The organism is Pseudomonas sp. ES3-33, from assembly GCF_000952175.1.
GTDB classification, from domain to species: Bacteria; Pseudomonadota; Gammaproteobacteria; order Pseudomonadales; family Pseudomonadaceae; genus Aquipseudomonas; species Aquipseudomonas gregormendelii.
Genome location: NZ_JZRI01000058.1, coordinates 20,840 through 31,227, shown reverse-complemented (window position 1 = coordinate 31,227; position 10,388 = coordinate 20,840). Strand labels below are relative to the sequence as shown.

General features: G+C 59.7%; 12 protein-coding genes. 4 read left to right on the top strand and 8 right to left on the bottom strand.

The features are described 5' to 3' along the window. Positions 1-116 precede the first annotated feature (116 nt). Positions 117-974 (top strand): SDR family oxidoreductase, encoded by an 858-nt coding sequence (locus UB23_RS10190; protein WP_045059198.1) that lies wholly within the window; start codon positions 117-119, stop codon positions 972-974. 106 nt (positions 975-1,080) lie between these two features. Here UB23_RS10190 and UB23_RS10185 read toward each other — a convergent pair whose 3' ends face one another. The 6 genes from UB23_RS10185 to UB23_RS10160 form a co-directional block, all read right to left on the bottom strand. Then, positions 1,081-1,821, bottom strand: a complete 741-nt coding sequence (locus UB23_RS10185; protein WP_045059197.1) for a hypothetical protein — start codon at positions 1,819-1,821, stop codon at positions 1,081-1,083. A gap of 70 nt (positions 1,822-1,891) precedes the next feature. Continuing rightward, positions 1,892-2,272 (bottom strand): RidA family protein, encoded by a 381-nt coding sequence (locus tag UB23_RS10180; protein WP_003437778.1) that lies wholly within the window; start codon positions 2,270-2,272, stop codon positions 1,892-1,894. Positions 2,273-2,297: 25 nt separating this feature from the next. Continuing rightward, positions 2,298-4,403 (bottom strand): bifunctional GTP diphosphokinase/guanosine-3',5'-bis pyrophosphate 3'-pyrophosphohydrolase, encoded by a 2,106-nt coding sequence (gene spoT / locus UB23_RS10175; protein ID WP_045059196.1) that lies wholly within the window; start codon positions 4,401-4,403, stop codon positions 2,298-2,300. Positions 4,404-4,460: 57 nt separating this feature from the next. Further along, positions 4,461-4,724: a DNA-directed RNA polymerase subunit omega gene (rpoZ, locus tag UB23_RS10170; protein WP_007894670.1), complete on the bottom strand. Its 264-nt coding sequence runs from the start codon at positions 4,722-4,724 to the stop codon at positions 4,461-4,463. 167 nt (positions 4,725-4,891) lie between these two features. Next, complete coding sequence (gene gmk, locus UB23_RS10165; RefSeq protein WP_045059195.1) at positions 4,892-5,512, bottom strand: guanylate kinase; 621 nt, start codon at positions 5,510-5,512, stop codon at positions 4,892-4,894. A gap of 13 nt (positions 5,513-5,525) precedes the next feature. After that, entirely contained in the window at positions 5,526-6,389 is an 864-nt protein-coding gene (locus UB23_RS10160; RefSeq protein WP_045059194.1) for a YicC/YloC family endoribonuclease, read from the bottom strand. A 271-nt stretch (positions 6,390-6,660) separates the two neighbouring features. On the opposite strand from UB23_RS10160, the gene rph reads away from it, so the two are divergent. Further along, a complete protein-coding gene (gene rph, locus UB23_RS10155) occupies positions 6,661-7,383 on the top strand; it encodes a ribonuclease PH (protein WP_010465211.1) in 723 nt (240 codons plus the stop codon). A 29-nt stretch (positions 7,384-7,412) separates the two neighbouring features. Continuing rightward, the gene (locus UB23_RS10150; protein WP_045059193.1) at positions 7,413-7,781 is read left to right on the top strand and encodes a DUF4870 domain-containing protein; all 369 of its coding nucleotides are present in this window, start codon (positions 7,413-7,415) and stop codon (positions 7,779-7,781) included. Positions 7,782-7,867: 86 nt separating this feature from the next. Here the strand turns inward: UB23_RS10150 and UB23_RS10145 are convergent, their stop codons facing one another. After that, positions 7,868-8,647 (bottom strand): exodeoxyribonuclease III, encoded by a 780-nt coding sequence (locus UB23_RS10145; protein ID WP_007934608.1) that lies wholly within the window; start codon positions 8,645-8,647, stop codon positions 7,868-7,870. 82 nt (positions 8,648-8,729) lie between these two features. On the opposite strand from UB23_RS10145, the gene pyrE reads away from it, so the two are divergent. Then, positions 8,730-9,374, top strand: a complete 645-nt coding sequence (gene pyrE, locus UB23_RS10140; protein ID WP_045059192.1) for an orotate phosphoribosyltransferase — start codon at positions 8,730-8,732, stop codon at positions 9,372-9,374. A 102-nt stretch (positions 9,375-9,476) separates the two neighbouring features. On the opposite strand, the gene argB is transcribed toward pyrE, so the two are convergent. Then, a complete protein-coding gene (gene argB, locus UB23_RS10135) occupies positions 9,477-10,382 on the bottom strand; it encodes an acetylglutamate kinase (protein ID WP_045059191.1) in 906 nt (301 codons plus the stop codon). Positions 10,383-10,388: the final 6 nt, after the last annotated feature.

Below are 10,388 nucleotides of genomic sequence, written 5' to 3'. Positions count from 1 at the left end.
GTATTATTGCAAGTAATTCTTGTTAACAAAAGTAATAGAGTATCTTTTTTTCCTGCATTACTAGCCGCTCGTCCTTTGCCGACGCTAGTCTGTGCCTTTGCCAGAGGAGTTTTCTGATGTCCGCGCCTTCTGTTTTGATTGCCGGTTGCGGCGATGTGGGTAGCCGCCTGGCCACGCAATTGCTGGCTCGCGGCTGGGAAGTTCATGGTCTGCGCCGGGATGTTTCGCGTTTGCCTGAGGGCGTGATTGGCGTGGCCGGTGACTTGTTTAACGAAGACTGCCCGGCGACCTGGCCGATTGGTGCGGTGGATTACCTGGTGTATTGCGCCGCGGCCACCGATCACGATGAGGCGGGCTACCGCGCTGCTTACGTGCAGGGTTTGCAGAATGTGCTGAGCTGGCTGGACGACTATGGACAGGTGCCTGATCGACTGCTGTTCGTTTCCAGCAGCAGTGTTTATGGCCAGCAGGACGGGGACTGGGTCGACGAAACGTCACCCACCGTGGCTGGCGGTTATTCCGGCCGGCTGATGCTGGAGGCGGAGCAAGTAGCGCTCCAGAGCGGCATTCCCGCGAGTGTCGTGCGCCTGACCGGTATTTATGGTCCGGGCCGTGAGTGGCTGCTGACTCAGGTTCGTCGCGGCTATCGCGTAGCGATCGACCCGCCGTTGTATGGCAACCGGATCCACGCCGACGATGCGGCGGGGTTGCTGGCGTTTCTGCTGGAACAGGATCAGCAGGGTGTGGGGCTCGATGATATCTATATCGGTGTCGATGACTCACCGGCGCCGCTTGCCGAGGTGGTGGGCTGGTTGCGCGAGTATCTGGGTGTGACCGAATGGGCCGACGATGCGAGCGTGCGTCGGGCGGGGAGCAAGCGGTGCAGTAATGCGCGAGCGAAAGCTCTGGGCTGGGAGCCGAAGTACCCGAGTTATCGTGAGGGGTATGCGGCGATTCTTGAGGGTCGCTGCTGACTTTGTGGGAGCTGGCTTGCTGGCGAATGCGCTGGATCAGGCAATGGGTTCATTGGCTGGACGGACGCTATCGCCAGCAAGCCGGCTCCTGCAAGGTTTCGCGGTGTTACTGCTTTTCGAGCAACCACTTGCGCTCGCCCGGTGTGAACTGGGGCATCTCGTCTTCCCTGGCAGTGTTGGTGGCCTGGAAAATCTCCATTTCCTTGCCCTTGCGCGCAAAAATCCAGGTGTTGCCCTGGCCATTCTGTTGCAGCCACATGTTGTCGTTGCCGCCGCTCATCGACGCGCAATCACCCGCCAGGCAAAGGGCGTAGCGATCAGCGCCGGGCAGGCCGGCCACTTGGCCATCGGCCTGGAACTGCACGGTATTGCCTTCCCCTGGGCCACTGACGACTTGCCAGCTGCCACCCATGTAGGCGGTATACAGCGCACGCTCGAAACTGGCGCCCAGCGGTGCGCCTTCCGGCACGGGGATCACCGCGCGGTCAAAGACCTGCTCGGGTTCATTGTCGCTGGCGGCCTGGCTCAGTTGCTTGCCGTCACGCTTGAGCTCGCTGGCAGAGCTGCCATAAAAATCGACTTTCCAGGCGCCGGACTCTTCGCCGAGCAACTTGCCGTCGACGTTCTCGAAACCGTTGGTGTAGCGAGCCTGTGCGGCCCTGGTGTTAACGTCCCATTCCAGATTCGGGCCATAAGCCTGGAGCGCTTCACGTAATGGGCTGCCTTTGGCGGCTGCATCGATGGCCACCTGATTGATCCAGGTGCCGCTGATGTCACGATCGGCAGGGTTGCTGGCACATCCGCCCAGGAACAGGGCGACCAGCGAGAGGGCTAGCGCATGGCGCATGGTGGAATCCTTTCAGAACGCTATCTTTACGACATCAGCGGCGCAGCCTTGGGAGGCTGCGCCAGATGCATTACTCGATGACCAGAATGGCATCCATTTCAACCTGCGAACCCTTTGGCAGGGCGGCCACGCCAATGGCGGCGCGGGCAGGGTAAGGCTGCTCGAAGTACTTGCCCATGATCTCGTTGACCTTGGCAAAGTGGCTCAGGTCGGTCAGGAAGATGTTCAGCTTGACGATGTCCTTGAACGAACCGCCCGCTGCTTCAGCGACAGACTTCAGGTTCTCGAATACCTGGATGGTCTGGGCTTCGAAGCCTTCAACCAGTTCCATGGTTTTTGGGTCCAGCGGAATTTGACCCGACATGTAGACGGTGTTGCCAGCCTTGATCGCCTGGGAGTATGTGCCGATGGCAGCCGGGGCCTTGTCGCTGGTGATAACAGTCTTGGTCATGAATGACTCCTTGTAATAGGTGGGCTTAGGCGCGCATGCGGGTGATGCGAATCACCCCGGTCAATGCGCGCAGTTTCTTGATCACACGGGCCAGGTGCACGCGGTCGTGAACGCTGACCACCAGTTGGACCACGCTGATGCGACCATCGCGTTCGTCCATGCTGATTTTCTCGATATTGCCGTCGGCCGCGTTGACGCTGCTGGCCAGCAGCGCGATCAGGCCGCGCTGGTGTTCCAGCTCGACGCGCAGCTCGACGTTGAATTCCCCGGTGACATCCTTGGCCCACGAAAGCTGGATGCATTTTTCCGGGTTATGGCGGATTTCGCTGATGTTGCGGCAGTTGTCCAGGTGCACGACCATGCCTTTGCCCGCCGAAAGGTGACCGACAATCGGGTCGCCCGGGATCGGCGTGCAGCACTTGGCATAGCTGAGTACCAGGCCTTCGGTGCCGCGAATCGCCAGCGGGCCTTCCGGGCTTGGCAATTGCTCGCCTTCGCCTAGCAGGCGTCGGGCGACTACGTAAGCCATGCGATTGCCCAGGCCGATGTCTTCGAGCAGGTCTTCGATCAGTTCGAGACGGTACTCGGTGAGCATCGCCTTGACCCGTTCGGCCGGGACTTTTTCCAGCGAGCTGTCGAAGCCGTTGAGTACCTTGTTCAGCAGGCGTTCGCCCAGGCTGATGGATTCGGAGCGGCGTTGCAGTTTCAGCGCATGGCGGATGTGCGTTCGCGCCTTGCCGGTGACCACGAAATTGAGCCACGCCGGATTCGGCCGAGCGCCGGGAGCACTGACGATCTCGACCGTGGAGCCGCTTTGCAGCGGTTCGGACAGCGGTGCGAGACGACGATTGATCCGGCAGGCAATGCAGCTGTTACCCACGTCGGTGTGCACCGCGTAGGCGAAGTCGACCGCCGTGGAGCCTTTGGGCAACTCCATGATCCGGCCTTTGGGCGTGAACACGTAGACCTCGTCCGGGAACAGGTCGATCTTCACGCTCTCGATGAATTCCAGCGAGTTGCCGGCGCGTTGCTGCATCTCCAGCACGCCCTTGACCCACTGCCGCGCGCGGGCGTGAGTGCCTTTTGGCTGCTCGTCGCCGCTGGATTTGTACAGCCAATGGGCAGCGATGCCGTTGTTGGCCATCTCTTCCATTTCGCGGGTGCGGATCTGGATCTCGATTGGTACGCCATGCATGCCGAACAGCGTCGTGTGCAGCGACTGATAACCGTTGGCCTTGGGAATCGCGATGTAGTCCTTGAAGCGTCCAGGCAGCGGTTTGTACAAATTATGAACAGCACCCAGCACGCGGTAGCAGGTATCCACCTTGTCGACGATGATCCGGAACGCATACACGTCCATGATCTCGTTGAAGGCCCGACGCTTGCCGCGCATTTTCTTGTAGATGCCATAAAGGTGTTTCTGGCGGCCGCTGACTTCGCCCTGAATCTCGTCGATCGCCAGGCAATGGCTCAGCGACTCTTCGATCTTGTTGACGATTTCCTTGCGATTGCCCCGGGCGCGCTTGACCGCCTGGTAGATCCGCGCAGAACGCATCGGGTGCATGGCCTTGAAGCCGAGATCTTCGAATTCTATGCGGATGGCGTGCATGCCCAGCCGATTGGCAATGGGTGCATAGATTTCCAGGGTTTCCTTGGCGATGCGCCGGCGTTTTTCGCCGGACAGCACTTCCAGCGTGCGCATGTTGTGCAGGCGGTCGGCCAGCTTGACCAGGATGACGCGGATGTCCCGAGCCATGGCCATGGCCATCTTCTGGAAGTTTTCCGCCTGGGCTTCAGCTTTGGTCTCGAAGTTCATCTGGGTCAGTTTGCTGACCCCATCGACCAGTTCGGCCACGGTTTCGCCGAACTGCGCTTGCAGCGCTTCCTTGGCAATACCGGTGTCTTCGATCACGTCATGCAGCATGGCCGCCATCAGGCTCTGATGGTCCATATGCATGTCGGCAAGAATATTCGCCACCGCGAGGGGGTGCGTGACGTACGCCTCGCCACTGCGTCGGCGTTGGCCGTCGTGGGCTTGTTCGGCGTAGAAATACGCTCGGCGGACCAGGTTGACCTGGTCCTTGCCGAGATAGGTCGATAAGCGATCGGCGAGGGCGTCTATGCTCGGCATGATGACTCCTGCCGTTCGCTGTGACCCTGCGCCGTGCTACGTCGACCAGGCATAGGCTTAGACGGCCTCGTTGGACTCGTCCTCGAACGCTGCGAACAGCGGTTCGTCTTCGACGATTTCAGCGTTGGCAATGAACTCGTAGCTCATCAGGCCTTCCGCGATTTCACGCAGGGCTACAACGGTAGGCTTGTCGTTTTCCCACTGGACCAGAGGCTCTTTGCCGCCGGTGGCCAGTTGACGGGCACGCTTGGTGGACAGCATGACCAGCTCAAAGCGGTTTTCCACGTGGTTCAGGCAGTCTTCAACGGTTACGCGGGCCATGGTATTCCTCGGAGCGAATGCAATATGCGCGCTGCCCGGTTGGGCGAGCGGACTCAACAGTTTAAAAAATCACCAGCGTTTAGGGAAGCGCTGATTTTTTGACCAAGCTCTTCAACGCGCTGCAAGTGCCAATGTAAAGCCCCCGCAGCGGTTTTGGGAAGAGCTGTTTAGCCGAGCAATTCGGCCAAAAGTTTTCCATTGCGCTGCTGCTGACGCTTCTGATGCAGCTGGTTGGCACGGAAAATCGCTTTCAAATCGTCCAGCGCATGGGCGAAATTGTCGTTAATGATGAGGTAGTCATATTCCACGTAGTGGCTCATCTCGCTGACGGCTTCACGCATCCGCCCATCAATGATCTCGTCACTGTCCTGGCCGCGATTGGTCAGGCGCTGGTGCAAGGCCTCCAGGGAGGGCGGCAGGATGAAGATCGAGCGCGCCTGGGGCATCAATTTGCGCACTTGTTCGGCGCCTTGCCAGTCGATCTCCAGAATCAGGTCGTGACCTGCGTCCAGGGTTTGCTGCAGATGGCTCTGCGAGGTGCCATAGAGATTGCCGAACACTTCGGCGCGCTCCAGGAAGTCACCATGTTCACCCATCTTCACGAATGCTTCGCGCGAGACGAAGTGATAGTTCACGCCGTCCACTTCACCCGGGCGCATGGCGCGGGTGGTGTGGGAGACGGAGACGCGGATAGCCTGGTCGGCGTCGGTGAGGGCCTTGACCAGGCTGCTCTTGCCCGCGCCCGAAGGGGCGGAAATGATGTACAGGGTGCCGGTGCTGTGGGTCATGTCAGGGGTAGCCTTACTCAATATTCTGCACTTGTTCGCGCATCTGCTCGATCAACACTTTGAGGTTGACCGCAGCCTGCGTGCTGCGCGGGTCGAAGGCCTTGGAGCCTAATGTGTTGGCCTCGCGGTTGAGTTCCTGCATCAGGAAGTCCAGGCGCCGACCGGCCGCGCCACCGGATTTGAGCACCCGGCGAACTTCGATGATGTGAGTGCTCAAGCGGTCCAGTTCTTCGGCCACGTCGCTCTTTTGAGCGAGCATGACCATTTCCTGCTCCAGGCGCTGAGGGTCCATCTCGGCTTTCATGTCGGCGAAGCGATCGAGGACTTTCTGGCGCTGGGTGGCGAGCATCTGCGGGACCAGTTCGCGCAGGGTCACGACGTCGCCTTCAATCGCGCTCAGGCGTTCGTTGATCAAGCGTGCCAATTCCGCGCCTTCGCGCTCACGGCCAGCCTTGAGTTCCTTGAGGCCTTCGTTGAACAGCGCCAGTGCCTCGGCGTTCAACGCTTGCGGGTCGTTCGCGTTGCCCACCAGCACGCCGGGCCAGGCCAGCACTTCCAGCGGGTTCAGCGCCGCCGGATTCTTGATCAGGCCGGCGATGGTCTCGGCGGCGGCAACCAGTTGGGCGGCGCGCTCGCGATCCACTTGCAGGGGTTTATCGGTGTTTTCTTCGGTGAAGCGCAGGGTGCACTCCAGCTTGCCCCGGGACAGGCCCTGTCGCAGCGACTCGCGGACCGAACCTTCGAGGTCGCGGAACGACTCCGGCAGGCGCAGATGCGGTTCCAGGTAGCGGCTGTTGACCGAGCGCAGCTCCCAGCTCAGGGTACCCTGGGTGCCGGCTTTTTCGACGCGGGCGAAAGCGGTCATGCTGTGCACCATGGAGGTACCTCGCAATGCAGATCCCAGCATTACCCAGGACCCGCTATCTATGAATTTAAGCCGACAGGCAGCAAAGGCGCAGGATTGTAGCGCAGTGGGGCGTATGCGCCCAAACACACCGCGTGACAAAGAGCTGCAGGCCGTCGGTAAAGCACTGTTCTAAGCTTGAGTCAGTGCCTCAATCGTCGGGCGGATTTTTTAGAAGTGCCCACGCCCGGCGCACGGCTCTATAATGCTCGGCAGTTTTCCGTCCCCAGTACAGGTATTCCCTATGAAACGTCCAAGTGGTCGCGCTGCCGATCAGCTCCGCTCGATCCGCATTACCCGCAACTACACCAAACACGCCGAGGGTTCTGTGCTGGTCGAGTTTGGTGATACCAAGGTCATCTGCACGGTCAGCGTCGAAAACGGCGTGCCGCGCTTCCTCAAGGGTCAGGGCCAAGGCTGGCTGACCGCCGAATACGGCATGCTGCCACGGGCCACTGGCGAACGTAACCAGCGTGAAGCGAGCCGCGGCAAACAAGGCGGTCGCACCCTGGAGATCCAGCGTCTGATCGGTCGCTCGCTGCGCGCTTCGCTGGACATGTCCAAGCTGGGCGACGTGACCCTGTACGTCGATTGCGACGTCATCCAGGCCGACGGTGGCACTCGCACCGCCTCCATCACCGGCGCTATGGTCGCGCTGGTCGATGCCCTGAAAGTCATCAAGAAACGCGGCGGCCTCAAGGGTGGCGACCCGCTCAAGCAGATGATCGCTGCCGTTTCGGTTGGCATGTACCAGGGCGAGCCTGTGCTCGACCTCGACTACCTGGAAGACTCGGCTGCCGAGACCGACCTGAACGTGGTAATGACCAGCACCGGTGGCTTCATCGAGGTGCAGGGCACTGCTGAAGGCGCGCCATTCCAGCCAGAAGAGTTGAACGCTATGCTGGAACTGGCGAAGAAAGGCATGACCGAAATTTTCGAACTGCAGAAAGCTGCACTGGCCGACTGATCGGACCCGTTCCCAGCAAGGAGGACGTCATGAGTGACGAACAACAGCTGCTTCCCGTCCCGAGCAAGGAAGTTCGGCAATGGGCGATGTTTTGTCACCTGTCCGCCCTGCTGGGGATATGGATTCCATTTGGCACGCTCATCGGCCCGCTGATTCTTTGGCAGATGAAGCGTGAAATGGACCCGTTCGTCGATGCGCAGGGCAAGGAGGCGCTGAACTTCCAGATCACCGTCGCCATTGCATCGGCTATCTGTTTCCTGTTGATGGTGGTGATTGTCGGGTTCTTCCTGTTGGGGCTGGTGGCAATCGGTGCCTTGGTGCTGACGATCATTGCTGGCGTCAAAGCCAATGAAGGGCTGCCTTACCGGTATCCGTTTACCTGGCGCTTGATCAAATAACGATCAACACAGCTCCCACATTGAAAATCATTGCGCACAAAAAAGCCGACATCGCTGTCGGCTTTTTTGTGTCTGCGAAACGACGCCTAGATAGTCAGCGTCCAGTCGTAGTCCACGATCAGCGGTGCGTGCTGCGAGAACCGTGGCTGACGCGGCAGGCGTGCGCTGCGTACGAAGCGGCGTAGGCCCGGGGTCAGCAGTTGGTAGTCGAAACGCCAGCCGAGGTTGAGCATTTCAGCTTGTTCGTTGTCCGGCCACCAGCTGTACTGGTCGCCTTCGCGGCTGACTTCGCGCAGGGCGTCGACATAACCCATGTTACCGACAATCTCGTCCATCCAGGCACGCTCAGGCGCCAGGAAACCCGGGGATTGCTGGCTGTCGCGCCAGTTCTTGATATCCAGCTTTTGTTGCGCCACGTACAGCGAGCCACAATAAATGTACTCGCGACGTTTGCGCCGCTGTTTATCCAGATAACGGGCGAAATCGTCCATTAGCTTGAACTTCTGGTTCAAGTCTTCATCGCCGTTCTGCCCCGAAGGGAGCAGCAAGGTCGCGATGCTGACCTTGTCGAAATCGGCTTGCAGGTAGCGCCCGTAGCGGTCGGCTGTCTCGAAACCGAGACCGCTGATGACTGCCTTCGGCTGCAACCGCGAATACAAAGCCACGCCACCCTGGGCGGGAACTTCGGCTTCGCAGGCATAAAGGAAGTAGCCATCCAGTTGGAAGGCTGGATCGTCCAGTTCAAAGGCGGAGGCGCGGGTGTCCTGCAGGCAGATGACGTCGGCATTCTGTGCTTGCAGCCAACTGAGCAACCCTCGCTCCACTGCAGCCTGAATACCATTGACGTTCACACTGATGATCCGCATAAATGGCCCCAAAAATCGCGTGCGTGTATGATACACGGCGTCAACCTAATTAGCTAAATCCGTGGTATTTGGGGTTTTTTTCATGCAAGCGTATCAGCGCGATTTCATTCGTTTTGCCATCGATCGCGGCGTTTTGCGCTTCGGCGAGTTCACCCTGAAGTCCGGGCGCACCAGTCCTTACTTCTTCAATGCCGGCCTGTTCAATTCGGGTTCGGCCCTGGCGCAGCTGGGTCGTTTCTATGCGGCGGCCATCATCGAGAGCGGCATTTCGTTCGACGTGCTGTTCGGTCCGGCCTACAAGGGCATCCCTTTGGCGGCCACGACTGCCGTGGCCCTGGCCGAGCACCATGACCGTGACCTGCCATGGTGCTTTAACCGCAAGGAAGCCAAGGCTCACGGCGAAGGCGGTAGCCTGGTCGGCGCGCCATTGACGGGCGAAGTGCTGATCATCGACGACGTGATCACCGCAGGCACCGCGATCCGCGAAGTGATGCAGATCATCGCTTCCCAGGACGGTGCCAAGGCGGCCGGCGTATTGATTGCGCTGAACCGTCAGGAGCGGGGCAATGGTGAGTTGTCAGCGATTCAGGAAGTTGAGCGTGACTTCGGTATTGCGGTGATCAGCATCGTTTCGCTGAACCAGGTGCTGGAGTTTTTGGCGGACGACCCGCAGCTCAAGCAGCATTTGCCAGCCGTTGAAGCGTACCGCGCCCAATTCGGCGTATAGCGCAGTTCCTACAGAGGGTTCGACAAATTCCAGCAGGGATTGCAGGCAAAAAAAGACCCCGCTCAGCCAGGCCGAGCGGGGTCTTTTTGTGTGTGCTATCGCTTACGGACGCTTGCGATTACTGATCAGAGTGCCCACGCCAGTATCGGTGAAGATCTCCAGCAGGATGGCATTCGGCACCCGGCCGTCGATGATCAGCGAACTGCCGACCCCGCCCTGGACTGCTTCCAGCGCACAGCGAATCTTCGGCAGCATGCCACCGTAGATCGTGCCGTCCGCGATCAGCTCGTCGACCTGTTGGGTTGTCAGGCCGGTGAGGACCGTGCCCGATTTATCCATCAGGCCCGCGATGTTGGTCAGCAGCATCAGCTTCTCGGCCTTCAGCGCTTCGGCCACCTTGCCGGCCACCAGGTCAGCGTTGATGTTGTAAGACTCGCCGTTGGCACCGACGCCGATAGGGGCGATCACCGGGATGAAATCGCCTTTGACCAGCAGGTTCAGCAAGTCGGTGTTAATCCCGACGACTTCGCCTACCTGGCCGATATCGATGATTTCCGGTTGGGTCATTTCCGGCGTCTGGCGGGTGACGGTGAGTTTCTTCGCACGAATCAGCTCGGCGTCTTTACCGGTCAGGCCGATAGCGCTGCCGCCATGACGGTTGATCAGATTGACGATGTCCTTGTTGACCTGCCCGCCGAGGACCATCTCCACCACGTCCATGGTTTGCGCGTCGGTCACGCGCATGCCATCGATGAAGTGGCTCTCGATCGACAGACGCTTGAGCAGATCGCCGATTTGCGGGCCGCCGCCATGTACGACCACCGGGTTGATACCTACGGCTTTCATCAGCACGATGTCGCGGGCGAAGCCGGTTTTCAGCTCCTCGCTCTCCATCGCGTTGCCGCCGTATTTGATCACCAGCGTCTTGCCGACATAGCGGCGGATGTAAGGCAGCGCTTCGGACAGGACCTTGGCGGTATTGGCGGCGGCTTCGCGTTCGAGGGTCATTCAGGG